Origin of the sequence: Bradyrhizobium sp. CCBAU 45384, assembly GCF_028128665.1 — a bacterium.
In the GTDB taxonomy this organism is placed as follows: domain Bacteria; phylum Pseudomonadota; class Alphaproteobacteria; order Rhizobiales; family Xanthobacteraceae; genus Bradyrhizobium; species Bradyrhizobium manausense.
Window position 1 is genome coordinate 14,919 of the sequence record NZ_LBIZ01000009.1, and the last position, 22,423, is coordinate 37,341.

At 64.0% G+C, this 22,423-nt stretch carries 29 protein-coding genes and 1 pseudogene; 17 read left to right on the top strand and 13 right to left on the bottom strand.

Features of this window, described 5'->3' with window-relative positions:
• Window positions 1-31 precede the first annotated feature (31 nt).
• From XH80_RS02190 to XH80_RS02210, 5 genes are all read left to right on the top strand, one after another.
• A complete protein-coding gene (locus XH80_RS02190; protein WP_271597142.1) occupies window positions 32-1,225 on the top strand; it encodes an MFS transporter in 1,194 nt (397 codons plus the stop codon).
• Between the two features lie 141 nt (window positions 1,226-1,366).
• Window positions 1,367-1,786, top strand: a complete 420-nt coding sequence (locus tag XH80_RS02195; protein WP_271597143.1) for a DUF4118 domain-containing protein — start codon at window positions 1,367-1,369, stop codon at window positions 1,784-1,786.
• A gap of 134 nt (window positions 1,787-1,920) precedes the next feature.
• On the top strand, window positions 1,921-2,118 hold the full coding sequence (locus tag XH80_RS02200) for a hypothetical protein (protein ID WP_220000877.1): 198 nt from the start codon (window positions 1,921-1,923) through the stop codon (window positions 2,116-2,118).
• A 292-nt stretch (window positions 2,119-2,410) separates the two neighbouring features.
• The gene (locus XH80_RS02205; protein ID WP_271621807.1) at window positions 2,411-2,551 is read left to right on the top strand and encodes a hypothetical protein; all 141 of its coding nucleotides are present in this window, start codon (window positions 2,411-2,413) and stop codon (window positions 2,549-2,551) included.
• Between the two features lie 177 nt (window positions 2,552-2,728).
• Window positions 2,729-2,941, top strand: a complete 213-nt coding sequence (locus XH80_RS02210) for a hypothetical protein (RefSeq protein WP_057753734.1) — start codon at window positions 2,729-2,731, stop codon at window positions 2,939-2,941.
• 132 nt (window positions 2,942-3,073) lie between these two features.
• Here XH80_RS02210 and XH80_RS02215 read toward each other — a convergent pair whose 3' ends face one another.
• The gene (locus tag XH80_RS02215) at window positions 3,074-3,907 is read right to left on the bottom strand and encodes a universal stress protein (protein WP_271597144.1); all 834 of its coding nucleotides are present in this window, start codon (window positions 3,905-3,907) and stop codon (window positions 3,074-3,076) included.
• 212 nt (window positions 3,908-4,119) lie between these two features.
• On the opposite strand from XH80_RS02215, the gene XH80_RS02220 reads away from it, so the two are divergent.
• Window positions 4,120-5,667 (top strand): Do family serine endopeptidase, encoded by a 1,548-nt coding sequence (locus XH80_RS02220; RefSeq protein WP_271597145.1) that lies wholly within the window; start codon window positions 4,120-4,122, stop codon window positions 5,665-5,667.
• A 274-nt stretch (window positions 5,668-5,941) separates the two neighbouring features.
• Window positions 5,942-6,304: a hypothetical protein gene (locus tag XH80_RS02225; protein WP_057753897.1), complete on the top strand. Its 363-nt coding sequence runs from the start codon at window positions 5,942-5,944 to the stop codon at window positions 6,302-6,304.
• A gap of 12 nt (window positions 6,305-6,316) precedes the next feature.
• Here the strand turns inward: XH80_RS02225 and XH80_RS02230 are convergent, their stop codons facing one another.
• A complete protein-coding gene (locus tag XH80_RS02230) occupies window positions 6,317-6,583 on the bottom strand; it encodes a DUF6496 domain-containing protein (protein WP_220000580.1) in 267 nt (88 codons plus the stop codon).
• Window positions 6,584-6,659: 76 nt separating this feature from the next.
• On the bottom strand, window positions 6,660-6,872 hold the full coding sequence (locus XH80_RS02235; protein ID WP_271597146.1) for a DUF3072 domain-containing protein: 213 nt from the start codon (window positions 6,870-6,872) through the stop codon (window positions 6,660-6,662).
• A 114-nt stretch (window positions 6,873-6,986) separates the two neighbouring features.
• Here XH80_RS02235 and XH80_RS02240 point away from each other — a divergent pair, with 114 nt between their 5' ends.
• The 4 genes from XH80_RS02240 to XH80_RS02255 all read left to right on the top strand — a co-directional run bounded on the left by XH80_RS02240 (window position 6,987) and on the right by XH80_RS02255 (window position 8,314).
• Window positions 6,987-7,196 carry a hypothetical protein gene (locus XH80_RS02240; RefSeq protein WP_271597147.1) on the top strand — a complete coding sequence of 70 codons (210 nt, stop codon included), beginning with the start codon at window positions 6,987-6,989 and terminating at the stop codon, window positions 7,194-7,196.
• Between the two features lie 24 nt (window positions 7,197-7,220).
• Window positions 7,221-7,430 (top strand): hypothetical protein, encoded by a 210-nt coding sequence (locus XH80_RS02245; protein WP_271597148.1) that lies wholly within the window; start codon window positions 7,221-7,223, stop codon window positions 7,428-7,430.
• A gap of 35 nt (window positions 7,431-7,465) precedes the next feature.
• A complete protein-coding gene (locus XH80_RS02250) occupies window positions 7,466-7,666 on the top strand; it encodes a hypothetical protein (protein WP_271597149.1) in 201 nt (66 codons plus the stop codon).
• A gap of 87 nt (window positions 7,667-7,753) precedes the next feature.
• Window positions 7,754-8,314 (top strand): type 1 glutamine amidotransferase domain-containing protein, encoded by a 561-nt coding sequence (locus XH80_RS02255; RefSeq protein WP_057753717.1) that lies wholly within the window; start codon window positions 7,754-7,756, stop codon window positions 8,312-8,314.
• Window positions 8,315-8,382: 68 nt separating this feature from the next.
• On the opposite strand, the gene XH80_RS02260 is transcribed toward XH80_RS02255, so the two are convergent.
• Both XH80_RS02260 and XH80_RS02265 read right to left on the bottom strand, forming a co-directional pair.
• Complete coding sequence (locus XH80_RS02260) at window positions 8,383-8,619, bottom strand: hypothetical protein (protein WP_057753714.1); 237 nt, start codon at window positions 8,617-8,619, stop codon at window positions 8,383-8,385.
• A 96-nt stretch (window positions 8,620-8,715) separates the two neighbouring features.
• Window positions 8,716-8,919: a hypothetical protein gene (locus tag XH80_RS02265; RefSeq protein ID WP_271597150.1), complete on the bottom strand. Its 204-nt coding sequence runs from the start codon at window positions 8,917-8,919 to the stop codon at window positions 8,716-8,718.
• A 4-nt stretch (window positions 8,920-8,923) separates the two neighbouring features.
• On the opposite strand from XH80_RS02265, the gene XH80_RS02270 reads away from it, so the two are divergent.
• Window positions 8,924-9,349 carry a hypothetical protein gene (locus XH80_RS02270; protein WP_271597151.1) on the top strand — a complete coding sequence of 142 codons (426 nt, stop codon included), beginning with the start codon at window positions 8,924-8,926 and terminating at the stop codon, window positions 9,347-9,349.
• Here the strand turns inward: XH80_RS02270 and XH80_RS02275 are convergent.
• Both XH80_RS02275 and XH80_RS02280 read right to left on the bottom strand, forming a co-directional pair.
• Window positions 9,346-10,839 (bottom strand): sensor histidine kinase, encoded by a 1,494-nt coding sequence (locus XH80_RS02275; RefSeq protein ID WP_271597152.1) that lies wholly within the window; start codon window positions 10,837-10,839, stop codon window positions 9,346-9,348. The genes XH80_RS02270 and XH80_RS02275 overlap by 4 nt on opposite strands.
• A gap of 14 nt (window positions 10,840-10,853) precedes the next feature.
• Window positions 10,854-17,147 (bottom strand): HAMP domain-containing protein, encoded by a 6,294-nt coding sequence (locus tag XH80_RS02280; RefSeq protein WP_271597153.1) that lies wholly within the window; start codon window positions 17,145-17,147, stop codon window positions 10,854-10,856.
• Between the two features lie 295 nt (window positions 17,148-17,442).
• Between XH80_RS02280 and XH80_RS02285 the strand changes: the two genes are divergently transcribed.
• The gene (locus XH80_RS02285) at window positions 17,443-17,739 is read left to right on the top strand and encodes a hypothetical protein (protein ID WP_271597154.1); all 297 of its coding nucleotides are present in this window, start codon (window positions 17,443-17,445) and stop codon (window positions 17,737-17,739) included.
• 4 nt (window positions 17,740-17,743) lie between these two features.
• On the opposite strand, the pseudogene XH80_RS02290 reads toward XH80_RS02285, so the two are convergent.
• A pseudogene (locus XH80_RS02290) lies at window positions 17,744-18,256 on the bottom strand (DUF4142 domain-containing protein).
• 95 nt (window positions 18,257-18,351) lie between these two features.
• Between XH80_RS02290 and XH80_RS02295 the strand changes: the two are divergent.
• From XH80_RS02295 to XH80_RS02305, 3 genes are all read left to right on the top strand, one after another.
• Entirely contained in the window at window positions 18,352-18,546 is a 195-nt protein-coding gene (locus XH80_RS02295) for a hypothetical protein (RefSeq protein WP_220000590.1), read from the top strand.
• A gap of 136 nt (window positions 18,547-18,682) precedes the next feature.
• Entirely contained in the window at window positions 18,683-18,814 is a 132-nt protein-coding gene (locus tag XH80_RS02300; RefSeq protein ID WP_271597155.1) for a hypothetical protein, read from the top strand.
• 84 nt (window positions 18,815-18,898) lie between these two features.
• Complete coding sequence (locus XH80_RS02305; protein ID WP_271597156.1) at window positions 18,899-19,105, top strand: hypothetical protein; 207 nt, start codon at window positions 18,899-18,901, stop codon at window positions 19,103-19,105.
• A gap of 136 nt (window positions 19,106-19,241) precedes the next feature.
• Here XH80_RS02305 and XH80_RS02310 read toward each other — a convergent pair whose 3' ends face one another.
• Window positions 19,242-19,490, bottom strand: a complete 249-nt coding sequence (locus tag XH80_RS02310) for a hypothetical protein (protein ID WP_057753691.1) — start codon at window positions 19,488-19,490, stop codon at window positions 19,242-19,244.
• A 173-nt stretch (window positions 19,491-19,663) separates the two neighbouring features.
• On the opposite strand from XH80_RS02310, the gene XH80_RS02315 reads away from it, so the two are divergent.
• Window positions 19,664-19,834 carry a hypothetical protein gene (locus tag XH80_RS02315; protein ID WP_271597157.1) on the top strand — a complete coding sequence of 57 codons (171 nt, stop codon included), beginning with the start codon at window positions 19,664-19,666 and terminating at the stop codon, window positions 19,832-19,834.
• Between the two features lie 191 nt (window positions 19,835-20,025).
• Here XH80_RS02315 and XH80_RS02320 read toward each other — a convergent pair whose 3' ends face one another.
• From XH80_RS02320 to XH80_RS02335, 4 genes are all read right to left on the bottom strand, one after another.
• Window positions 20,026-20,466: a hypothetical protein gene (locus XH80_RS02320; protein WP_271597158.1), complete on the bottom strand. Its 441-nt coding sequence runs from the start codon at window positions 20,464-20,466 to the stop codon at window positions 20,026-20,028.
• Window positions 20,466-20,813 carry a DUF3147 family protein gene (locus XH80_RS02325; RefSeq protein ID WP_271597159.1) on the bottom strand — a complete coding sequence of 116 codons (348 nt, stop codon included), beginning with the start codon at window positions 20,811-20,813 and terminating at the stop codon, window positions 20,466-20,468. The genes XH80_RS02320 and XH80_RS02325 overlap by 1 nt, the downstream gene beginning before the upstream one ends.
• On the bottom strand, window positions 20,806-21,390 hold the full coding sequence (locus XH80_RS02330; RefSeq protein ID WP_271597160.1) for a phosphatase PAP2 family protein: 585 nt from the start codon (window positions 21,388-21,390) through the stop codon (window positions 20,806-20,808). The genes XH80_RS02325 and XH80_RS02330 overlap by 8 nt, the downstream gene beginning before the upstream one ends.
• A gap of 81 nt (window positions 21,391-21,471) precedes the next feature.
• A complete protein-coding gene (locus tag XH80_RS02335) occupies window positions 21,472-22,362 on the bottom strand; it encodes an SDR family oxidoreductase (protein ID WP_271597222.1) in 891 nt (296 codons plus the stop codon).
• Between the last annotated feature and the right edge of the window lie 61 nt (window positions 22,363-22,423).

Consider the following 22,423-nt stretch of genomic DNA (forward strand, 5'->3'; position numbering starts at 1 on the left):
AATCGTCTATGGAAGTCCTGGAGAGTTTGGAATGACGATGAATGCCACGATCGAGACCGCGCCCGAGCCGGATGCGGTGTCACAACGACTGACCTTCGTGCTTGCCGCGGCCTGTGGCATGGTCGCCGCCAATATCTATTATGCCCAGCCGCTGATCGCCCCGATCAGCGCCGCGCTCGGGCTGTCGCATGCGGCGGCGGGCCTGATCGTGACCATGACGCAGATCGGCTATGGCACGGGCTTGCTGTTTATCGTGCCGCTTGGTGATCTCGTCGAGAACCGCACCTTGATCTGCACCGTCATCGCGCTCGGTGCGGCGGCGCTGGTGGCGGCCGGCTTTGCCACCCAGGCGCTGCCGTTCCTGATCGCGGCGCTGTTCATCGGCCTCGGCTCGGTCGCGGTGCAGATCATCATTCCCTATGCCGCTCATCTGGCGCCGGAAGCCATTCGCGGCAGGGTCGTCGGCAACGTCTCGACCGGATTGATGCTCGGCATCATGCTGGCGCGGCCGGCCTCGAGCTTCGTCACCGCGGCGCTGTCCTGGCATGCGGTGTTCTTCTGCTCGGCGGCATTGATGATCGCGCTCATCGTCGTGCTGCGCCTCACCCTGCCGCAGCGCAGGCCGGTGGCGCGGATGCATTATGGAGCGTTGCTGCTGTCGATGCCGCATCTGGTGCGGACGATGCCGCTGCTGCGGCGCCGCGCGCTCTACCAGGCGGGCCTGTTTGGCGCCTTCGCCCTGTTCTGGACGGTCGTGCCGCTCCAGCTTGCCAGCCAATTCGGCTTCACCCAGAGCGGCATCGCGCTGTTTGCGCTCGCCGGCGTGTCAGGCGTGTTCGCGGCGCCGATCGCAGGTAGGCTCGCCGATCACGGCCACAGCCGCATCGCCACGCTTGCGGCGATGCTGTTCGTCGCCCTCGGCTTCCTCGTCACGCATGTCGGCGCGGCCGGATCGATGCTCAACCTCGCCTGTTTGGTTGTCGCCGCGATCGCGATCGATTTCGGCGTGCAGGGCAATGTCGTGCTCGGCTTCCGCGCCATCTTCGTGCTCGGACACGAGCACCGCAGTCGCCTCAACGGCCTCTATATGGCGACGTTCTTCGCCGCCGGTGCGGCCGGATCCGCGGTCGGCGCCTGGGCCTTCGCGCAAGGCGGCTGGACGCTGGCCTCGGCCATTGGCCTTGCACTGCCGGTCGCGAGCCTGATCTATGCCACGACCGAGTAGCGGTACGATTGTGTGACGCAGCCAGCCGTTTACCAGCCTCGGATGACCGGGCCTGGGCGCCCAATTTGCGCCTCGCAGATTCCCTGCAGCTGTAGTACTTTGGTCGCAAGCGGCCTGGTTAAGGGCGGCGGGGGAGGCCCTATGAGGCGTGCGGGACTGGCTGGCGTACCGCGAGTACGGCCATGGTCGTGGCAGGCGTTTCTGCTCGGACTTATTGCGGTCGCGGTGTCGGCTGCGCTTCAAGCTATCTGCGTCGCGCTCGGCGCGGAACTCTATTTCGCAACGTTCCTGCCCAGCCTGTTCGTGCTCGGTCTCGTTGCCGGTGCGCCGGCGGCCATCTTCGCAGCTCTACTCACCGTTCCACTGGTCTGGTGGGCATTCATGCCGCCGGTCTTCGAGATCTCGCCGCTGACCGCTGCCGACGCCGATTCCATCAACCTGTTCTTCCTGCTTGCCGTACTCCTGATCGGTCTTGCCGATCTCTGCCGCAAGGCCATGGCCATCATCAGCCGTGGCGGGTTGAAGTCGCCGGGCGAGAGCGCGGCAACGAATTCTCAATAGAGGGTGATGCGCGATCAGGCCGTTGCGCGCGCGCAACAGTCCGGCAACCATCCATGCAGCCGGATCGCGCCGCTAACTTTTCGAAAAAGATTTGGCCGCAATTTCTCCCGCGGGAATACGAGGGAGTTTTCGTCATGAACGGGCACGCCATTTTCGAGAACGTGCGCCGCTATCGCGGCATCGCATCGCTGTATCGCCAGACCGCGGCGTTTCGTCCGAGCCAGCGCTGGTCGCTGTTGGAGCAGGCCAGCGAGTGGGAAGCCCGCGCGCTGTCGGAGCTGGAAGCCTATTTCGCCGCGCGGGCCGATTTCGCCACGCCGCGCGCCGCCTGATCGTTAACCATCGCCGGCACGCATGCCGGCAGGATACGTGGGCCATACGGAGTTACGGCGTCGGCCCGGCATGCTAGCCATTCGCCGACCAATTCCATCACGACGACCGGGCGCGCGATGACCACCTTCAACCGCATCTTCACCACAGAGCGTCTGCTCCAGATCATCGTCATTCTGACGGCGACGATCGCCATGAAGCTGATGGGCTGAAGGCGGCACCATCGCTCGCCGAAATCGGGTACTTCGGGCAGATCGTTCGGCCCCTCTGCACATTCCGGTCTTCGCCGAAGGGGTGGAGACGGAGGCGCAGCGCGCCTTCCTGGAAGGCGAAGCCTGCGAGGAAATGCAGGGCTATCTGATGGGGCGGCCGGAACCGATCGAACGCTATTTCGATTTGATCGGCGTCAATCTCGAACGCCGGCGTTACGCTTAAAAGTATGACGAATGCCGCAGTCGGTTTCGCTGACAGGAACCAATGTGCGTCTGCACATTTCTTTCGAGCCCCCAGAGGTTAATCGGGCTGGCGCACGCAGAAAATGTTTTGCACAATCGCCATCGACCTGACGCAAATCAGGGCAATAAGCCCGGTATAAATGCGAGGGAGGGTATCATGGAGAACGTACGTCGCTACCGCGCGCTGGCGTCCCTCTGTCGCCAGCAGGCTGCCTATCGGCCGCTGCAGAACTGGCAGCTGCTCGGTCAGGCCGAACATTTCGAACATCTCGCCGAGATCGCGCTGAAAGCGCATTTCGAGGCGTGCAATGCGCAGCGCGAAGACGACGCGATCGCCGCCGCGGCATGGGAGACGTCGGCTGCGGCGTGATGTCAGCCGTTTGCATCTTCGCTAAAGCGGAATGCGTTTTGATTGAATCGACATAATCCAACGCGCTCAGATCACCTCTCCCGTTGGGGAGAGGTGATGCCGGGCGCCGATCGAACCCAACGTCATCATGCTCTAATGCGACATCAGCGTAGGGACGGTCATGGCTTCCAGCATGGCGCGCGTGACGCCGCCGAGAAAGCGCTCCTGCAAGCGGGAATGGCCGTAGCCACCCATCACCAGCAGATCGAGGTTTTCGTCGGCTGCCAGCGACAGGATGGTCGGCTGGATGTCGGCGCGCGTGGCCGACAGGCTGATCGTGCGGGGCGAGAGGCCGCGCCGTCCGAGGTGCTTGGCCAGATTGTTCGCCGAGGCGTCGGGGGCGGTGTCGCCCTCGTTGATCGCAATGATCGCGATCTCCTCGGCGCGCGCGAGGAATGTAGCTGCATCGCGGAGCGCACGCGCCGCGACGCGGCTGCCGTCCCAGCAGATGCCGATCCGCTTCGCCTTGAAGGCCCCGCGAAAGGTGTATGGAAGGAATAGCACCGGACCACCGGCCTGGAACAGAATCTCGCGCGGGACCTCGTTGTCGAACGTCACCTGCTCGGGATCCGGTTGAAGCACGATGCTAAGGTCGTGCAGCCGCGCCATCTCGCCGAGTGAACCGGCTGCATCCACCGGAATCGCGCCGAGCGGGTGGCAGGTGCAGGAGATATCGGCGTTGCCCGCTTCGCTCCTGAAGACGGCAAGCGCGGCTTCGGCCCGCTCGACCGCCCGTTCGCGTTCCATCTCGAACACGGCCGCGACGGCAGCACCGCCCTCCATCACGTAGGCCGTGGTGCTTGCGACATAGCCGACCGCGACCGCATCGACATGGGCATTGAGGCTGGCTGCGAGCGAGATCGAGCCATCAATCACGGCGCGCATCGGTCGTTCGGTCGGGATGTGGACGAGAATGTCTTTGTACATGGCGGCGTCTCCGATGGACATCATCCGATGGAAGAAGTGTTTCACCGCCAGCAGGGCTCGCGTTGAGCTGCATCAAATCTGCGGCGAGGATGGTGCCCTGCGGCCGCCCGCCGCACTTTCTTTGCCAAGAATTAATCGCGTGGACGGGACGCCGTAAGGTGACGATGTCCATGTTGGGTGCAAGGCGACTAACCCAACATGGACATTTTGACATGATCGATCGCGTCAATTCCGACACCACCAGGACCCCTACAATTTTGAGGCCGCGCCGGCTCGCGCTGCTTGGCACCGTTGCCGCGCTGGGCGTGGCCGTGCTGGCGGCTTCTCCCGTTTCAACGCCGTTCGGCGTGTCCTCCCTGATTTCGCCTGCGCAGGCCGCTGAAAGCGCCGCAACGCCGCAGGGCTTCGGCGACCTCGTCAGCAAGGTCAAGCCGGCCGTCATCTCGGTGCGGGTGAAAATCGACCAGGACAACGACAAGAGCGCAATGCTGCAACAGAACCGGATGGATCAGGACGAAGAGTTCCCGTTCGACCAGTTCTCGCGGCAGTTCGGCTTCCGCGGCCCCGGCGGCATGAACGGCATGCCGCAGCAGCGGCACCAGATGGTCACCGGCGAGGGCTCCGGCTTCTTCATCTCGGCCGACGGCTATGCCGTGACCAACAACCATGTCGTCGACCACGCCCAATCCGTTCAGGTGACGATGGACGACGGCACGATCTACACCGCGAAGGTGGTCGGCACCGATCCGAAGACCGATCTCGCGCTGATCAAGGTCGACGGCAACAAGGACTTTCCGTTCGTGAAATTCTCCGACCAGAAGCCGCGGATCGGCGACTGGGTGGTCGCGGTCGGCAATCCGTTCGGCCTCGGCGGCACCGTGACGGCCGGCATCGTCTCGGCCAGCGGTCGCGACATCGGCAACGGCCCCTATGACGACTTCATCCAGATCGATGCGCCGATCAACAAGGGCAATTCCGGCGGTCCGGCCTTCGACATGAACGGCAACGTCATTGGCGTGAACACTGCGATCTACTCGCCGTCGGGCGGATCGGTCGGCATTGGCTTCGACATTCCGGCCTCGACCGCAAAGCTCGTCGTCGCGCAGCTCAAGGACAAGGGCGCCGTCACCCGCGGCTGGCTCGGCGTCCAGGTGCAGCCGGTGACCGCGGAGATCGCCGACAGCCTCGGCCTGAAGGCGGCACGCGGCGCGATCGTCGACAATCCGCAGGATGGCAGCCCGGCGGCAAAGGCCGGCATCGAGGCGGGCGACGTCATCACCGCGGTCAATGGCACCGCGATCAAGGATTCCCGCGATCTCGCCCGCACCATCGCCACCCTGGCGCCGGGTACGTCCGTGAAGCTCGACGTCGTCCACAAGGGCGACAGCAAGACGGTGACGCTCGCCCTCGGCGAGCTGCCGAACGAGCGGCAGGCCAAAGCAGGCAATCAGTCCGATGACGGCAAGACCCAGCAGACCCCCGGCACGCCGCGTCTCGGCCTCAGCCTGGCGCCATCAGGCGAAGTCCAGGGGGCCGGGCAGAAGGGCGTCGTGGTCACCGAAGTCGATCCGCAGGGGCCGGCCGCGCAGCGTGGCATCCAGACCGGCGACGTCATCCTCAATGTCGGCGGCAAGGCTGTTTCCAACGTCGCGGAGGTCCGCTCCGAGCTGGCGCAGGCCAAATCATCAGGCAAGAACAGCGTGCTGTTGCAGGTGAAGAGTGCGGAGGCGACCCGGTTCGTCGCGGTGCCGCTCGCCTGATCTCGCGAGCCTGACGGCAAATTCAAAAGGCGGCCCTTCGGGCCGCCTTTTTCGTGCGCGACTCTCGAGATACCCACAGGCCGCTGATAACATTCTCGTTAACGGCAGCAATGATGACGGGTTCGTCCGAAAAAGCCGCGTTCGCTGGTCAAACTTCGGCAATACTGTTGCGCTTCGGCGGCAATGAAGCCGCAGAGGCAAGTTGCAGGAGTGGAACTTCGGACGTCCGGCTGATTTGTGGAACCGGCCGATGTCCGTATTGATCGGTGCCGACATGGATCGATTGAAGCTCTCGCTGAAGCTCGGGCTGCTCGTCGCGCCCTTCCTGCTGTCGACCGGAAGCGCCTTGGGTCGTGACGACGGTCGCTTCACGGACTCGCCGCTCAAACCCTGGTTCGACAGCTTGCGCAGCCATCTTGGTCCATGCTGCTCGGATGCCGACGGCGTTGCCGTGGCCGATCCCGATTGGGACTCGCATAATGGTCACTACCGGGTGAGGCTCGATGGAGTATGGGTCGAGGTCCCCGACGAAGCCGTGATCACCGAGCCAAATCGGGCCGGCCGCACCATGGTCTGGCCGGTCAAGACGGTGTTCGGCGTTTCGATCCGCTGCTTCATGCCCGGCAGCATGATCTGACGGCGGCCAGCGTCACCGCCTGGAGGATTTGCGCTTCGAGCTCTTCTTGCTCGTCTTTTTCTTGGACGTCTTTCGCTTCGACGCCTTCTTCGGCACCTTCTTGCCTTTCTTGCGCGCTTTCGACAGACCGATCGCAATCGCCTGCTTGCGGCTCTTTACCCGTCCGCCGCGACCGCCGCGTCCGCTCTTGGCGGTACCTTTCTTGTAGCGCCGCATCTCGCTCTCGACATCGCTGCCGGAGCTACGTGAATAGCGGCGCTTCTTTGCCTTGCGTGCCATCAGCTCTCTCCCATGGCTCTGCAAGAAAACAGGAGTGCTGACCCAATGTTCCAAAAGCGCCCGGCGATAGACCTCTTCAGAAAGAGTTCGCGAGCTCGATCTCTGCCTCCAGGATCTGGATGCGGCGTGCGGCTTCGGCAAAGGAGAGATCGCGATCGTATTGCGCGGGCTGGTAGGCCTCTTCGCTCAGCCGCTTCAGCCGCAGCCCCTGCGCCCGGGTCATCTGCTCCATCAGAAAAGCCTTGGTGTTCGGAAAAGCTTTGGCGTCGTATTTACCCTGAACCTGCATCTCGCTCTCCATCCTGAATTCGTGGCTTGACTATATGTTCTTATTTTGTTCTAACAAGCCATGGACAACAGAATTAATGAAATTCGACGTAAAATCAGCATCTTGAGGCTGGAGATGGCGGATGTCGAAGCATCCGTGCGCGATCTTGTCAATCGCGACCGCGATTGCAGCGAACGGGCCCAGGCGCAGATCCAGCTGCGCCGGAAGATCAACCTGCTGATCAGCGAATGGAAGGCCGCGGGCGGCGGCGAGGTGTTGCCCGACATCCGCGACCGGGTGCGTCTGCGTCCGCTGAAGAACGAGAACAGGCCGGTACGCCGCTGAGGCGTTGGTGGAGGGAGGCTGGCCGTGGAGGAAGACCCGGACACATACCGGATTCTGAGACTGCGCGCCGAGATCCTCGAATTGGGCTCCGCCATCCGGCAATTGCAGCGGGAAGGCCTCGACGACGCCGCCGCCCAGCTCCTGATCGCGCGCAAGCGGGCCCAGCTCGATCAACTCGTGAAGACGAGCTCCGTAGTCCATTCCCTTAACATCCCTGACATCCGACGCAGCTAAGGCGGTCGCGCGACGCGACCTGCCGGAGTTCGTCCATGCCGGATGCCGAAATGGCCGCCTTGCTGCAGGCGGTGCTCGATGAAGTCTGCGCAGACGTGCCCGCGTGGGACACGACGACGCGCGAGCGCGTTGCGATCAGATTGCGGGCGACCGCACGCCAGGACCGCTGCTCATTGGAGGATCTGAAGCGGGCTGGGCGGGACGCGCTGACCCGCGCGCCGACGATGTGGCGGTGAGGGACGTCCCGATGTGAATGATGTTTCAGGAACGATCGCACCGCGCCTGATTTGACTGCGACCATCCCGAAACAAAAGGAGTGTTCCATGGAGCTCAGCGGCAAGACCATTGCGATTCTCGCCACCAATGGCTTCGAGCAGTCGGAACTGGAGGTGCCGCGCGACCGCCTGAAGAAAGCCGGCGCGACGGTTCACGTGATCTCGCTCGCGGAAGGGGAGATCAAGGGCTGGGACATGAAGGATTGGGGCAGGCCGGTGAAGGTCGACAAGACACTCGATCAGGCCGTCAGCACCGACTACGACGCAATCGTTCTGCCCGGCGGGCAGATCAATCCCGACCTCCTGCGCGTGGAGCCGAAGGCGCTGGCCTTCATCAAGGAGATCTTCAACGCCAAGAAGGTCGTCGCTGCCGTCTGCCATGCGCCTTGGCTGCTGATCGAGACCGGCATCGCCAAGGGCCGCAAGATGACGTCCTACAAATCGATCAAGACCGACGTGATCAACGCCGGCGCGTTGTGGGAAGATTCGCAAGTGGTGGTCGACCAGGGCGTGATCACCTCGCGCAATCCCGGCGACCTCGAAGCCTTCAGTGCCAAGATCATCGAAGAGATCAAGGAAGGGCGCCACAGCCAACGCAGCGCAGCGTGAGCGCACTGCTCACGCGCAACGAGAAGCCCCGCGTCGCCGCGGGGCTTCTTATTGCCGTAAGCCCGCGCTTACTTGCTCTGGCCGTTCTGGGGCGCGGTCATGCTGCCACCATGGTCGCTGCCGGGGCCAGAACCGCCCTGGCCTGACGGATCGGGCGGAACGGTCTTCTTCATGTTCGCTCCCGTGGTGGTCTGCGACATGGAGGAGGAGTGATGCTTCTTGTGCGACTTGGCCTGCGCAGCGAACGGCGCGGCGGCAAGGCCGGTGGCCAGCATCACGGCAAGAGCGAGCTTGATCGTCTTCATGTAAGGGAACTCCCTGAGTTGAATTGACGCAGGAGCCAACCGCCATTTGCCGCAGGAGTTCCGAAGAATATTGGTCGCGCGTGTTTCGCGCCCGCTTCAGGTTTCCTTGTCCTCGTTGAGGATGAATACGACGCCCGTCAACGAGGCGCCGATGGCAAACGTCGTCACCATCGTTGCAACAAACACCAAGGCCGCCGCACGGCCGCCATGGTTCAGCAATTCCGCAACCGCGGGATTGGCCAGAACGAGTGCGAGCGTGAACATCAGACCGAGTGCAGCGCCCATCATCGCATGGGTCATCAGCTTGATCACGCCGGTGGGAGAGATCAAATTTGGCGATCTGTTTGGCGATTTTTTTGCGCGCATGGAACTGCCGATCGATCTGGCATGCAAACGCGGCCCGTCATGGCGGGGTTCCATTGCGCATAAAGGATTTGTCACCATCGCTTCATCCGGCGTTCATGCCGGCCTTGCCAGGATAGACGCCATCAACACGGGAACATCAGCTATGGGTAAGGTGGTCTTTCTCTATCGATCGCTGGCCTACCGTAACGCGGCGGCCGACATATTGCGCAAGGCGCGCAAGCTGCCGCGTGGTGCAGACCGCAGCGCGGCGCTGCGCTACGCGAGGGCGCTGCGCGATCTCGCGCAAACGGAAGCCTGGCTCGAAGGGCGCATCGCCGATGAACCGCGGTCGATATCGCGGCTGAAGGTTGCCGCGTCGCGTTAACCCGACGCGCGCTGAAGCTCAGGAGAGCTGTTGGTCTCGAACTTGTCCTGCGCCGTCGCGGTCGCCGCACTCTTGTGCGTCAAGGGGACTTCGAGACGGCACAGCAGGCCCTCCGAACGCCAATCGAATTGCGCCTGTCCGCCAAGCTGGGATTCGACGCTGGCGAGCAGGCTTCTTGTTCCGAAGCCGCGCGATTTCGGCGTCCTGACCATCGGCCCGCCGGTCTCGTCCCACGTCAGGATGAGGAGGTCGTTGTCGGCCTGCCAGCTGATCGCGAGCCGCCCAGACCGCGTCGAGAGCGCGCCATACTTGGCCGAGTTGGTGAAGAGCTCGTGCAGCGCCAGGGCCAGCGTCTGCGCAGTGGCCGGCACCAATTGCACTTCGGGACCTGCCAGCTTGATCTGTCCGCCGAGCGAGTAGGGCGCCAGCTCCTCCTCGATCAGCTTGGAGAGCTCGGCGCCCTGCCAGCTCGACAAGGAGAGGATGGTGTGCACGCGCGCGAGCGCATTGATGCGTCCTTCCACGGCATTGACGTAAGCCTTGACCTCGTCGGCGCGGGTGAGGCGCACGATCGACTGCGCCAGCGCCAGCGCATTCTTGGCGCGGTGATCGACCTCGCGCGCCAGCAGGTTCTGGCGTTCCTCGGCCCGTTTGCGCTCGGTGATATCGACGGTGACGCCGCTCACCCGCACGACGCGACCGTTCGCATCCGCGGATGCGGCCGCCGTGCCGACGCACCAGCGCACCTCGCCGTCGGGCCGAACGATGCGGAATTCGGTCTCGTAGGCGCGCGTTCCTTTGTTGAATTCGGCGATGGCCTTGCGCAGCTGATCGAGGTCGTCTGGATGTAACAGTGCCTGAACGTTGACCGGGTTGACTTCGAAGTTCTCGGGGCTGACGCCAAAGATGCGATATTGCCCGTCGTCCCACATCCAGTCGCCGCTGACCCAATCCCAATCCCAGGATCCCATCTTGCCGGCGGCGATCGCCATGGTGCGTCGCTCTTCGCTCTCGCGCAGCTTGGCGGTCGAATTCTCCAGCTCGGCCGTACGGGCGCGGACGCGATCCTCGAGATCCTGGTTCAGCCGTTCGAGCTCGCGCGTCTTGCGATAGAGCTCGGCAAACACCTTGACCTTGGCGCGCAGCACTTCCGGGATGACAGGCACGGGCACGTAGTCGACCGCGCCCATCTCGTAGCCGCGCAGGCGGTCGATGTCGCTGACCTGAATGGCCGAGATGAAGATCATCGCGGTCTTCTGGAAGCGCGGATGCTCGCGGATCATGGCGGCGAGCTCGAAGCCGTCGAGCTCGGGCATGCAGACGTCGACCAGAATCACCGCGATCTCGGTCTTGAGCAGCACCTCCAGCGCCTCCCGGCCGGACGAGGCGACCACGAGATTCTCACCGAGCTCCTTCAGGATCACCTCATAGGCGAGCAGCTTGGCCGGCTGGTCGTCGACGAGGAGGATGTTGACCTTTTCGTGGTCCATTCTCGGATCCAAACTCAACGGTGCAGCCACATGCGGATCGCAAGCAGCAATTGGTCGGTGTTGACTGGCTTTGCGAGATAATCGGAGGCTCCTGCCTCCAGGCATTTCTCGCGGTCGCCCTTCATCGCCTTCGCTGTCAGCGCGATGATCGGCAGGCGCAGGAAGGCCGGGTTCTCCCGGATCACGCCGATGGTCTGATAGCCATCCATCTGCGGCATCATGATGTCCATCAGCACGATGGCGATCTCCGGGTTGGATTCGACCAGCGCCACCGCCTCGCGCCCGGTGGTCGCCGTCAGCACCTTCATGCCGCGCCGTTCCAGCACGCTCGACAGCGCGAAGATGTTACGGGCGTCGTCGTCGACCAGCAGCGCGGTCTTGCCGATCAGGTCCTCGTCGGAACTGTTGAGCTTCTCCAGCATGCGCTGCTTCTCGACCGGCAGCTCGGTGATCACGCGGTGCAGGAACAGCGCGGTTTCATCGAGCAGACGTTCGGGCGATTCCACGCCCTTGACCACGATGCTGCGCGCCATGGTGTGGAGTTCCGCATCTTCCTCGGCCGAGAGCTCGCGGCCGGTGAATACGACGACGGGAACGTTCGACAGCGCCTCGTCGCGCCGGATCTGGTCCAGCACCTCGAAGCCGCTCATGTCGGGCAGACGGAGGTCGAGCACCACACAGTCGCAAGGGGCCTCGCGAAGCATCGAAAGCGCGCCGGCACCGGTGTCGGTGGTCACGATCTCGATGTCGTCGTGGTGCAGCAGCTCGCGGATCGACAGCTGCTCGGCCTCGTTGTCCTCGACGATCAGGAGCCGTTTGCGCCTGGGACGCGCATATTCCTTGATCTGCGTCAGCGCTGCGGCAACGCCCTCGGTCGTCGTCGGCTTGTTGACGAAGGAGAAGGCGCCGCGTGCCAGCGCATGCTGGCGGTCCTCGTCGAGCGTGATGATCTGCACCGGGATGTGGCGCGTCAGCGGATTGTGCTTGAGCTGGCTCAGCACCGTCCATCCGAGCATGTCGGGCAGGAACACGTCGAGCGAAACGGCGCTCGGTTGATACTGTTTCGCAAGTTCAAGCGCCTCGGCTCCGCGCGCGGCGACCAGAACCTTGAAACCCTTGTCCCGCGCCAGGTCGACCAGAATCCGCGCATAATGCGGGTCGTCCTCCACGATCAGGAGGATGCTGTCGCCGGGCTCGATATTGAGGCGGTCGTCGGGCAGCTGCTCGATGGCACGCTGTTGCTCCGGCGCGGCCGGCTGGAGCGCCGGCGGCTGGTTGTATTGTTGCGCTGCTGGCGCGCGCGGTGCCTGCGTCGGGCCGGAATATTTCAGCGGCAGATACAGCGTGAAGGTCGAGCCCTTGCCCGGTGAGCTACGCAGGTGGATTTCGCCGCCGAGCAGGCTCGCGAGCTCGCGGCTGATGGCAAGGCCAAGACCGGTGCCGCCATATTTGCGGCTGGTGCCGGCGTCCGCCTGCTGGAATGCCTCGAAGATCAGCTTCTGCTTCTCCAGGGGGATGCCGATGCCGGTGTCGGAGACCTCGAAAGCGATCACGGCCGGTGCCGAGTTCAGCACCGGGTGATCGGCGCCCCAGCCGCCGAGCGCGCCGGCGACCTTGAGCCGCACTTCGCCTTCAGCGGTGAACTTGAAGGCGTTGGAGAGCAGGTTCTTCAGCACCTGCTGCAGGCGCTTGGAGTCGGTGACGATGCTGCGGGCGAGGTTCGGATCGACGTCGATCTTGAACGACAGGTTGCGGTTCTCCGCCTCGTGCCGGAACGGCCGCCCGACCGTCTCGAGCAGGTTGGCCGTGAGGATTTCCTCGGCATCGACAGTCACCGTACCCGACTCGATCTTGGAGAGATCGAGAATGTCGCTGATGAGGTTGAGCAGGTCGGTGCCGGCGCCGTGGATGGTGCGGGCGAATTCGACCTGTTTGGGCGAGAGGTTGCCGTCCGGGTTGTCGGTGAGCTGCTGTCCCAGGATCAGGATAGAGTTCAGCGGCGTGCGCAGCTCGTGGCTCATATTGGCCAGGAATTCCGACTTGTACTTCGAGGTCAGCGCGAGCTCGGTCGCTTTTTCCTCGAGCGCGCGGCGGGCCTGCTCGATCTCCTGGTTCTTGCGCTCGACCTCGACGTTGCGCTCGGCGAGCTGCTGCGCCTTCTGCTCGAGCTGGTCGTTGGTCTGCTGCAATTCGCGCTGTTGCGTCTGCAGCTCGCCGGCGAGCTGCTGCGACTGCTTGAGCAGACCCTCGGTCTGCATCGTCGCTTCGATCGAGTTGAGCACGATGCCGATGGAGTCGGTGAGCTGCTCCAGGAAAGTCATCTGCGAGGTCGTGAACGAGGTCAGCGAGGCGAGCTCGATCACCGCCTTGACCTGGCCCTCGAACAGCACCGGCAGCACCACGAGGTTCTTCGGCGCGACGCGCAGCAGCGCCGAGTTGATCGGCACCACGTCGGCGGGGATGTCGGAAACCAGGCGTGGACGCCGGTCGACGGCGCACTGGCCGATCAGGCCGTCGCCGAACTGCAGCACGCGCTGATAGGGATAGACGCCATCGCCGGCATAGGAGGCGAGCAGCAGCAGCTGCGGGCTGTCTTCGTTCTCGACCTGGTAGATCACGCCGGTGTGCGCGTTCACCAGCGGCGACAGCTCGGTCAGCAGCAGCCGGCCGACGGTGGCGAGATCGCGCTGACCCTGCAGCATGTTGGTGAACTTGGCGAGGTTGGTCTTGAGCCAGTCCTGCTCGGTGTTCAGCTCCGTCGTGAGACGGAGGTTGGTGATCATGGTGTTGATGTTGTCCTTCAACTCCGCGACCTCGCCGCGGGCGTCGACCTGGATCGATCGCGTCAGATCGCCCTTGGTCACGGCGGTCGCCACTTCCGCGATCGCGCGCACCTGGGAGGTGAGGTTGGCCGCGAGCAGGTTGACGTTGCCGGTCAGATCCTTCCAGGTGCCGGCCGCGCCGGGCACGTCGGCCTGACCGCCGAGACGGCCTTCGACGCCGACTTCGCGCGCCACCGACGTCACCTGGTCGGCGAAGGTCGCCAGCGTCTCGGTCATGTTGTTGATGGTGTCGGCCAGCGCCGCAACCTCGCCCTTCGACTTCACGGTGAGGTTCTGCTTGAGGTCGCCGTTGGCGACCGCGGTCACCACCTTGACGATGCCGCGGACCTGCTCGGTCAGGTTCGCCGCCATGAAGTTGACGGTGTCGGTGAGGTCCTTCCACGTGCCGGCGACGCCGGGCACCTGGGCCTGACCGCCGAGCTCGCCCTCGGTGCCGACCTCGCGCGCCACGCGCGTCACTTCGCCGGCAAACGCGTTGAGCTGGTCCACCATGGTGTTGATGGTGTTTTTCAGCTCGAGGATTTCGCCCTTCACGTCCACGGTGATCTTGCGCGACAGGTCGCCGCGGGCCACGGCGGTGGTGACTTCGGCGATGTTGCGGACCTGCGTCGTGAGGTTCGCCGCCAGCAGGTTGACGTTGTCGGTGAGGTCCTTCCAGGTGCCGCCGACGCCGGGCACGACGGCCTGACCGCCGAGCCGGCCTTCGGTGCCGACCTCGCGCGCGACGCGCGTCACTTCGGCGGCGAAGGAGCGGAGCTGCTCCACCATGGTGTTGAGGGTATCCTTCAGCAGCAGGATCTCGCCGCGGACGTCCACCGTGATCTTCTTGGAAAGGTCGCCGCCGGCGATCGCGGTCGCGACCTCGGCGATGTTGCGCACCTGCGCCGTCAGGTTCGAGGCCATGAAGTTGACGTTGTCGGTGAGGTCCTTCCAGGTGCCGGCAACACCGGGCACCTCGGCCTGGCCGCCGAGCTTGCCTTCGGTGCCGACCTCGCGCGCGACGCGCGTCACTTCGCCGGCGAAGCCGTTGAGCTGGTCCACCATGGTGTTGATGGTGTTCTTCAGCTCGAGGATTTCGCCCTTCACGTCCACGGTGATCTTGCGGGACAAGTCGCCGCGCGCCACGGCCGTAGTCACTTCGGCGATGTTGCGGACCTGGGCGGTGAGGTTGCCCGCCATCGAGTTCACGGAGTCCGTCAGGTCCTTCCAGGTGCCGGCGACGCCGGGCACGTTGGCCTGGCCGCCGAGACGGCCTTCGGTACCGACCTCGCGCGCCACGCGCGTCACCTCGCCCGCGAAGCGGTTGAGCTGGTCGACCATGGTGTTGAGCGTGTCCTTCAGCTGAAGGATTTCGCCGCGCACGTCCACCGTGATCTTGCGCGACAGGTCGCCGCCGGCGATGGCGGTCGCGACCTCGGCGATGTTGCGGACCTGGGCGGTGAGGTTGCCCGCCATCGAGTTGACGTTGTCGGTGAGGTCCTTCCAGGTGCCGGCCACGCCAGGCACTTGCGCCTGACCGCCGAGCTTGCCTTCGGTGCCGACCTCGCGCGCGACGCGGGTGACTTCGCCGGCGAAGGCGTTGAGCTGGTCGACCATGGTGTTGAGCGTTTCCTTCAGCTGAAGGATTTCGCCCGACACGTTCACCGTGATCTTCTTCGACAGATCGCCCTTGGCGACCGCGGTCGCGACTTCGGCGATGTTGCGGACCTGGCCGGTCAGGTTCGAGGCCATCGAGTTGACCGAGTCGGTCAGGTCCTTCCAGGTACCGGCGACACCGCGCACCTGGGCCTGGCCGCCGAGCTTGCCTTCGGTGCCGACCTCGCGCGCCACGCGCGTCACTTCGCCGGCGAAGGCGTTGAGCTGGTCCACCATGGTGTTGATGGTGTCCTTCAGCTCCAGGATTTCGCCGCGCACGTCCACCGTGATTTTCTTCGACAAGTCGCCGCCGGCGACCGCCGTCGTCACCTCGGCGATGTTGCGGACCTGCGCCGTCAGGTTCGACGCCATCGAGTTGACGCTTTCCGTGAGGTCCTTCCAGGTGCCGGCGACGCCGAGCACGTTGGCCTGGCCGCCGAGCCGGCCTTCGGTGCCGACCTCGCGCGCCACGCGCGTCACTTCGCCGGCGAAGGCGTTGAGCTGGTCGACCATGGTGTTCAGCGTTTCCTTCAGCTGAAGGATCTCGCCCGACACGTTCACCGTGATCTTCTTCGACAAGTCGCCGCCGGCGATGGCGGTGGCGACGTCGGCGATGTTGCGGACCTGAGCGGTCAGGTTCGAAGCCATGAAGTTGACGTTGTCGGTGAGGTCCTTCCAAGTGCCGGCCACACCGGGCACCTGGGCCTGGCCGCCGAGCTTGCCTTCGGTGCCGACCTCGCGCGCGACGCGCGTCACTTCGGAAGCGAACGAGTTGAGCTGGTCCACCATGGTGTTGATGGTGTCCTTCAGCTCCAGGATTTCGCCGCGCACGTCCACGGTGATCTTGCGCGACAAGTCGCCGCGCGCCACGGCGGTCGTCACGTTGGCGATGTTGCGAACCTGTGCGGTGAGGTTGCCGCACATCGCGTTCACGGAATCGGTCAAGTCCTTCCAGGTGCCGGCAACGCCGGGCACGATGGCCTGGCCGCCGAGCTTGCCGTCGGTGCCGACTTCGCGCGCCACGCGCGTCACTTCCGAGGCGAAGGAGCGCAGCTGGTCGACCATCGTGTTGATGGCTTCCTTGAGCTGAAGGATCTCGCCGCGGACGTCGACGGTGATCTTTTTCGACAGGTCGCCGTTGGCGACCGCGATCGTCACCTCGGCGATGTTGCGAACCTGGTTGGTCAGGTTGTTCGCCATCGAGTTGACGCTCTCGGTCAGGTCCTTCCAGACGCCGGTCACCTCAGGCACCTGGGCCTGGCCGCCGAGCTTGCCCTCGGTGCCGACCTCGCGCGCGACGCGCGTCACCTCGGAGGTGAACACGCCGAGCTGCTTGATCATCGTGTTGACGATGGTCGCCGATTGCAGGAATTCGCCGCGCAGCGGGCGGCCATCGACGTCGAGCTTGACCGTCTGAAGCAGGTCGCCCTGCGCCACGGCCGCCACGGCGCGCGTCACCTCGCGCGTCGGCCAGAGCAGATCGTCGATCAAGGTGTTGACGGACCCTTCCATGTCGGCCCAGGAGCCGGAGGCGAGGCCGAACTTGACGCGCTGGCGCGTCTTGCCTTCGCGTCCGACCACCTGGCCGACCAGCTCGAGCTGCTGCGCCATGCGCTGGTTGGCTGCGATGATTTCGTTAAGAGTGTCGGCGATCTTGCCGTCGATGCCGAGATAGTCGCCGCTCATGCGCACGGAGAAATCGCCGCTGCGCATGGCCTGGAGCGCCAGCAGCAATTCCTGCCGAGCATCCGGCTCTGAGGTGCCATTGGGTTTGGGTTTTGGGACGCGACGACCGGAGCGTGATGCAGTTCCGGGATCGAGGTCGCTCATACTGATTCCCCCGCAGGCGTCCGCCGAATCTCTTGGCGCGACGCGTCTGGTCAAACTTAGAGCGTCAGCCAAATTCGAAATCAAGCGCCAAGGTAGCGACGCCGGGAATTGGAACCTGCCGTGCTCAGCCCGACGAAGCTAACGGCGAAGAGTATCGAGAGTTCCATCCGATTAGCTAAAAGTTCTTCGACCCTTAAGGGGGTGGGCGATGTTCCGGTTTCGAAACCCACGGCCCTGGGCTTTAGGAACGCCGGGACAGGTCCTGAGGTTAGCCTCAAACACAGGGAGAGCGCATATGAAAGCGGGATTGAGCGTCCTCATCGCCGCATTATTCGCAACGGGGTCTGCGCTGGCGCAGGCCGGCGCGCCCAGCGGGCGCGGGGCCGTAACAGGAGATCCAGCCGCCAGCTCCGCCACGCCGCAGGCGGATTCGCAGACCACGGGGACCGCCACCAGGTCGAACCCCAGTGGCAGCGGCACCTCGACCTCGGGCGGCAAGGACGCCAATGGCGACGCCGGGCGGGACAACATGCCCGACAGCGATCGCACGGTGCGTCCGATGGATCAGCAACCTCATCCGCAGGACAAGTAAGGCACTACTTGTCGGCCATGGTGCGCTCGGCGTCCTTCAACTGGGCGCGCAGCAGGGGAAGGTGCTCCCGTGCAAAGGCTGCGAGCGCGGGATTGTCGGGCGTCCTCAGATAGCGCTCGAGCAGCGTGATCGCGGACTCGTATTCGGGGATCTGGGCGGCATAGAAAGTTCTGACATAGGCCGGCCCCTCGGCATCATCGGGTTTTGCGAGGCCGATGCCGGTCGACGTCGCCTTGCTCAGGCGCGGCTCGGCGCCGATCGCATCCTGAATCTCCTTCAGCGTCTTGTCGCGCTTGACCGCCTCCTCGGCGCGAAGTGCGGCGAGGTTCTTGATTTCCGCATTGCCCTTGAGGTCGGTACTCTACAACAGGCCCTGCTGAAATTGGCTGAAAGTGTAGAGGCCACTGATGAGCTCGGTGGCGTCAGGCACACGATCTCCGCGCATTTGCTCGCCGGTGCTGTCGGCAACGGCCGCAGTGCTGATGAAGGCCAGGATGATCGCGACAAATATCCGCATGATCATTCAATGACCTGTAAGGTGCAAAGTTCCGGCGGAGGTTACGATCCCGTTAGGCGGTTGCGGGCGCGGGGTTCCGTACCCACGTCTAAGGCATGAAACAGTCTGATATCTTCAGGGACAACGCAGAGAACTGCCTGCAATTGGCCGAGCGCTCCGAAGGGCGGCCCGCCTTCAATCGCTATTCCCGCATGGCGGATGCCTGGACGGCCTTGGCGAGAGAGCAGGACTGGCTCGACGGCGAAGTCCCGCCCGTCAGGGTCAGCGTCGTGCAAAGCCAGGGCGTCTGAAGCTAGGGCCGTCTGGCGGCTGCCTTTGTCGTGGCTCTGCGTGTGAGGCGGCTCACGGAATGAACTGCAGAAATCAATGATCATCCTGGAATAGTCGGTCGCATTGATTTTTCGATTCCAGAAGGAGGTTCTTGCGATGGCTCCACGTCTGGCACTTCTCTCACTCATTCTCGCCTTTGGCGTCTCCGTCGCGTTTGCGACGGTGACGACGATCCGGCAGGTCCATCAGGAAAACGCATCCGTGGCGGTGCACGCGGCGCACAGCTAGCACTGCTTCCTCTCGCGCTCGTAGGAACATTCGGTGCAGGGAAGCGTAAGCGCTTCGAGGCATCGGAAGAAGCGAGAGGACATCATGGCACATTCCGACCACGGCATCGTCAAGGACAAGCGCGGGGAGGATCAGCCGCGCGACAAGCACCGTGCGCAGACCGTGCACAAGACAAACGAAACCGGTTCGCCATCGCGCGAGGCGACGCGCGATCCCAAGCTCAACGACAACAGCAAGACGCCAGGCTCAGGCATGACGCCGGATGATTCCGGCGCTGCTCCGAGCGGCTAATTTTTCGCGAGGAACGAATCGTCCTGCGAAGAGTCGACTGATTGCTTCCGGTGACATGCCCCCGGTGCTCCGGAAGCAATCTCCAAGGACGGCCCTGGCACCCCCCGTGCCGGGGTCGTTTGCTGTGAGGCCGTGATCAGCCCTGGGTGCCGTTTTCGGGATCGTTCTGAGTGTGCCCCTCCGGTCCGCGCCCGAATACGCCGAAGCTGCTCGACTTGACCCCGGGTATTGCATCAACGCCAACGGCGGCCAGTCCCGACTTGAGAAGTTCGCGGACCGCTGCCGCACGCGTCGGCATGCGGTGCTTGAACCGGAAATCGTCAACCGCGGCCAGCTCTTCCGGAGAAAGCATGACCTGGAGACGCTCGGCGCGAAGGTCATTCATGGTCGATCACACAAAGTGAGTAAGTTGAGTAGTTTGTTCAACGGGCGAGATCGGCGCGGGTTCCACAAGAGTCGTCAAAACCTCCAAATGAGTAGAAATAATCAATGAAATCAATAAGTTAATATTGAAACGAGTTGGGCTTTGGTGCATTCTCCTGGAAAGGGAGATTGGCCATGACAGATGAAGTCAGGTTACCCCGCAAGCTTTCCGATGAGCCCGAAGGACCAAAGCCGGTGCGTCCGAGCCACCAGAAGGTCATCGAGCAGATCGAGCGCTGGGCCAACAGCCCGGGCCTGCAACCCCCAAGGAAACCCCCAAGGACAGATGATGCGAAAACGATCTGAGCCCCATACGTTCGAACAGCGTCTCCATGAGCAGAGGCTTCGGCTCGAGAATGAGCTGTCGCGCCTGCCGGACGGTGGTCAGCGCGATGCCCTCGCGGCCCGTATCGATCAGTTGAAAACGGCAGCCGAGATGTACGATTTCCTCAAGTTGGGGGAAGCGGCAGCGGCTGCTCGCTGATCGCCCTCAGCGTTCAGTCTGCGTGACGTGAGGTGATGCGAAGCTTTCGCCTCAGCCACCACGCCGCCACAGAGACGGTAGCCCATACCAGGATAGAAGCCGCGAATGCCCCGATCACGCTCGCCGTGACCAGGGCGTGGAAGGTCGCGGCAAACGCCGCAAGACCAATGCTTCCGAGGCCAGCCCCCGCAGCCTCGAGAGCCGCAGCCTGCTGCCCGCGTCGCCGTCCGGCAAGACCGGCCTTTTCCTTGGCGCGGCGCTCGTGGCTCTCGATCAGGGTCGCGCTGGCGCAGAAGATGGCGGGGAGCGCGAGGAAGAGCCCGCCGATGGCCACGCCAAAGCGTGCGCTGACGAGGCCAGTGAAAACGGTCGCCAATCCGCCGAGCACGAAGCGAATGCCGTACTCGTACCAGCGTGTTTGCTTGAGGGAGGCCGACGACATCTTGATTAGCATCAGGCGCCTCCACCGAATCCTGCGAGCAGGGCAAAGGCAACTGCAAGCCATACGGCGAAAGCGATGATGGTGGCGGGGAGCGCCGCGAAGCGAAACCTCATCAGGAGCTGGCAGACCGCGATGCTGTAGCAGGCGAGGGCGGCTGCGCCATAGATCATGGTCCAGCTTTCCGCCGCAGCATATTGCGGGCCGTGCTGAACGACGGCGATGCTGAGCGTTGCCAGCGCCACCGACGGCGCCGCCGCGAGGAGCCCGGCGAAACTCTTGGGTCGCAACATGTCGCCGAGAATCGCGAAGGCCGATACGATCGCGCCGCCGGCGATGAATCGGAGGACATACTCAGTCATGACCCCCGCCTTTGCCGGGCTCGGTGCTCCGCCTTGCCAGCGTCCACGGTCGCATCATCCGCTCGATGGCGATGCCCAGCATGAAGCCCGCGGCCACGTCGCTGGCCCAATGCGCGAGCAGAGCGATGCGCGTCAGCGAAAGGCCCACGGCAATGCCGCGCACGAGACGCCGGCGGAGCGGCGGCAACAGGCCCGCGGCGGATGCCAGCGCGCCCATATGCACGGCATGGCCGGACGGAAAGGCATCGCGCGCCTGCCCCGAGAACGGGACGCCGCGGCGATGGCCTCGTATCGTCAGCCGATCAGGCCTGACCTGATCGAACGTGGATTTCAGGATGTGCGGAAGCATCGCCGTGACCAGCGACACTGCGAGGATATGGTTGGCCGTACGACGCTCTTCGGCAGGTCGCGTTCTGGCGTACAGCCACCCGGCAGCGGCGAGGGCGAGCATCACATGCTCGTCGGCGCCCCAGGTCAACGCTTTGGCCGTTTCCTCGAGCTCCGGGGTGGCGTGCTCAGCGATCTCGTTCGCGATCGCGATATCGGTCCGCGTCGGTTTGACTGTTACTGGCGCCATTGATCCAAGGTGTTGGCGAAAGGTTCTCCGTGACAGTTTTGTAAAGCCGAACGATCGATGATCGTTCCTCAAGCGGACGCGTTACGGCTGCCCCGATCCACCCGCGGAGCCATAGACCTGGCCGGTCGCATAACTCGCATCGGCCGCGGCAAGCTGCACGTAGATCGAAGCCAGCTCGGCGGGTTGGCCGGGACGGCCAAGCGGCGTCATGCCGCCGAACTTTTCCAGCTTCTCCATCGTCGCGCCGCCGGAGACCTGGAGCGGCGTCCAGATCGGTCCCGGCGCAACGCCGTTGACGCGAATGCCCTTCGAGGCGAGCGGCTTGGCCAGGGACTTCACATAGCTCATCGTCGCCGCCTTGGTCTGCGCGTAGTCGTAGAGATCCGGGGAAGGATCGTAGGCCTGCTCGGATGTCGTGCCGATGATACAGGAGCCGGGCTTGAGATGCGGCAGCGCCGCCTTGATGATCCAGAACGGCGCGTAGATGTTGGTTTTCATGGTCGCGTCGAAATCCTCCGACGAGACGTCGAGGATGGACGCGCGGGTCTGCTGCCGGGCGGCGTTGTTGACGATGATGTCGAGCCCGCCGAGGCCCTGGACGGTCTCGTCCACCAGCTTCTTGCAGAAAGCTTCGTCCTTGAGATCGCCGGGAATGGCGAGGCCGGTGCGACCTTCCTTCTTGATCAATGCGATCACCTCCTGCGCGTCCGGCTCCTCCGCGGGCAGATAGTTGATGGCGACGTCGGCGCCTTCGCGCGCATAGGCGATCGCGGCCGCCCGGCCCATGCCGGAATCGCCGCCGGTGATCAGCGCCTTGCGGCCTTTGAGGCGGCCGGAGCCTTTGTAGCTGCTCTCGCCGTGATCCGGCCTCGGCTCCATCTTGCCGGCGAGGCCGGGCCAGGATTGCGATTGCTTCTTGAAGGGCGGCTTGGGATAGCGGGTGACGGGATCGATCAGGTCTTGCTCGGCCATGTCAGCGTTCATGTCAGCGTTTCCTTGCGCGGTCGACGACGCCAGCGAAGCCGCAGCGAGC

Bases quoted from the DNA above. Each gene is read 5' to 3' on its own strand.
- XH80_RS02215 (WP_271597144.1), bottom strand. From the start codon at position 3,907: ATGTACAAAGACATTCTCGTCCACATCCCGACCGAACGACCGATGCGC.
- XH80_RS02315 (WP_271597157.1), top strand. From the start codon at position 19,664: ATGACAGATGAAGTCAGGTTACCCCGCAAGCTTTCCGATGAGCCCGAA.
- XH80_RS02225 (WP_057753897.1), top strand. From the start codon at position 5,942: ATGGATCGATTGAAGCTCTCGCTGAAGCTCGGGCTGCTCGTCGCGCCC.
- XH80_RS02325 (WP_271597159.1), bottom strand. From the start codon at position 20,813: ATGACTGAGTATGTCCTCCGATTCATCGCCGGCGGCGCGATCGTATCG.
- XH80_RS02230 (WP_220000580.1), bottom strand. From the start codon at position 6,583: ATGGCACGCAAGGCAAAGAAGCGCCGCTATTCACGTAGCTCCGGCAGC.
- XH80_RS02255 (WP_057753717.1), top strand. From the start codon at position 7,754: ATGGAGCTCAGCGGCAAGACCATTGCGATTCTCGCCACCAATGGCTTC.
- XH80_RS02275 (WP_271597152.1), bottom strand. From the start codon at position 10,839: ATGGACCACGAAAAGGTCAACATCCTCCTCGTCGACGACCAGCCGGCC.
- XH80_RS02240 (WP_271597147.1), top strand. From the start codon at position 6,987: ATGGCGGATGTCGAAGCATCCGTGCGCGATCTTGTCAATCGCGACCGC.
- XH80_RS02295 (WP_220000590.1), top strand. From the start codon at position 18,352: ATGAAACAGTCTGATATCTTCAGGGACAACGCAGAGAACTGCCTGCAA.
- XH80_RS02265 (WP_271597150.1), bottom strand. From the start codon at position 8,919: ATGACCCATGCGATGATGGGCGCTGCACTCGGTCTGATGTTCACGCTC.
- XH80_RS02300 (WP_271597155.1), top strand. From the start codon at position 18,683: ATGGCTCCACGTCTGGCACTTCTCTCACTCATTCTCGCCTTTGGCGTC.
- XH80_RS02310 (WP_057753691.1), bottom strand. From the start codon at position 19,490: ATGAATGACCTTCGCGCCGAGCGTCTCCAGGTCATGCTTTCTCCGGAA.
- XH80_RS02190 (WP_271597142.1), top strand. From the start codon at position 32: ATGACGATGAATGCCACGATCGAGACCGCGCCCGAGCCGGATGCGGTG.
- XH80_RS02195 (WP_271597143.1), top strand. From the start codon at position 1,367: ATGAGGCGTGCGGGACTGGCTGGCGTACCGCGAGTACGGCCATGGTCG.
- XH80_RS02285 (WP_271597154.1), top strand. From the start codon at position 17,443: ATGAAAGCGGGATTGAGCGTCCTCATCGCCGCATTATTCGCAACGGGG.
- XH80_RS02200 (WP_220000877.1), top strand. From the start codon at position 1,921: ATGAACGGGCACGCCATTTTCGAGAACGTGCGCCGCTATCGCGGCATC.
- XH80_RS02305 (WP_271597156.1), top strand. From the start codon at position 18,899: ATGGCACATTCCGACCACGGCATCGTCAAGGACAAGCGCGGGGAGGAT.
- XH80_RS02330 (WP_271597160.1), bottom strand. From the start codon at position 21,390: ATGGCGCCAGTAACAGTCAAACCGACGCGGACCGATATCGCGATCGCG.
- XH80_RS02280 (WP_271597153.1), bottom strand. From the start codon at position 17,147: ATGAGCGACCTCGATCCCGGAACTGCATCACGCTCCGGTCGTCGCGTC.
- XH80_RS02235 (WP_271597146.1), bottom strand. From the start codon at position 6,872: ATGCAGGTTCAGGGTAAATACGACGCCAAAGCTTTTCCGAACACCAAG.
- XH80_RS02335 (WP_271597222.1), bottom strand. From the start codon at position 22,362: ATGGCCGAGCAAGACCTGATCGATCCCGTCACCCGCTATCCCAAGCCG.
- XH80_RS02220 (WP_271597145.1), top strand. From the start codon at position 4,120: ATGATCGATCGCGTCAATTCCGACACCACCAGGACCCCTACAATTTTG.
- XH80_RS02250 (WP_271597149.1), top strand. From the start codon at position 7,466: ATGCCGGATGCCGAAATGGCCGCCTTGCTGCAGGCGGTGCTCGATGAA.
- XH80_RS02320 (WP_271597158.1), bottom strand. From the start codon at position 20,466: ATGCTAATCAAGATGTCGTCGGCCTCCCTCAAGCAAACACGCTGGTAC.
- XH80_RS02260 (WP_057753714.1), bottom strand. From the start codon at position 8,619: ATGAAGACGATCAAGCTCGCTCTTGCCGTGATGCTGGCCACCGGCCTT.
- XH80_RS02210 (WP_057753734.1), top strand. From the start codon at position 2,729: ATGGAGAACGTACGTCGCTACCGCGCGCTGGCGTCCCTCTGTCGCCAG.